Source organism: Holdemanella sp. DFI.5.55 (assembly GCF_020593575.1).
In the GTDB taxonomy this organism is placed as follows: domain Bacteria; phylum Bacillota_I; class Bacilli_A; order Erysipelotrichales; family Erysipelotrichaceae; genus Holdemanella; species Holdemanella hominis.
In genome coordinates, this window is record NZ_JAJDMK010000431.1 from 1 (window position 1) to 222 (window position 222).

Consider the following 222-nt stretch of genomic DNA (forward strand, 5'->3'; position numbering starts at 1 on the left):
TTTAATCTTGTTTCAATCGTTTGCCACCAATTCCCAGCATGGCAGCTAAAGCAGAAAGTCCTAAACCGAGCAGAGCCGAATTCTGATTACCGGTATGTGGCAGCTGCTGATTAGCGGTGGCTTGGTTAGCTGGCCGGTTTGAGGTGCTGGCTGCGGATGTTTGATCAATAGCAACGGTTTGGTTAGTTGAATTGTCGGCAATAACCAATGGGGATGGCATAT

The 222-nt window shown here is 47.7% G+C and carries 1 protein-coding gene; it reads right to left on the reverse strand.

The window, feature by feature from the left end; all coding sequences use genetic code 11:
* Nucleotide 1: 1 nt before the first annotated feature.
* A partial coding sequence (locus LJE08_RS14695) for an LPXTG cell wall anchor domain-containing protein (protein ID WP_227403678.1) occupies nt 2-222 on the reverse strand: 221 nt, incomplete at its 5' end.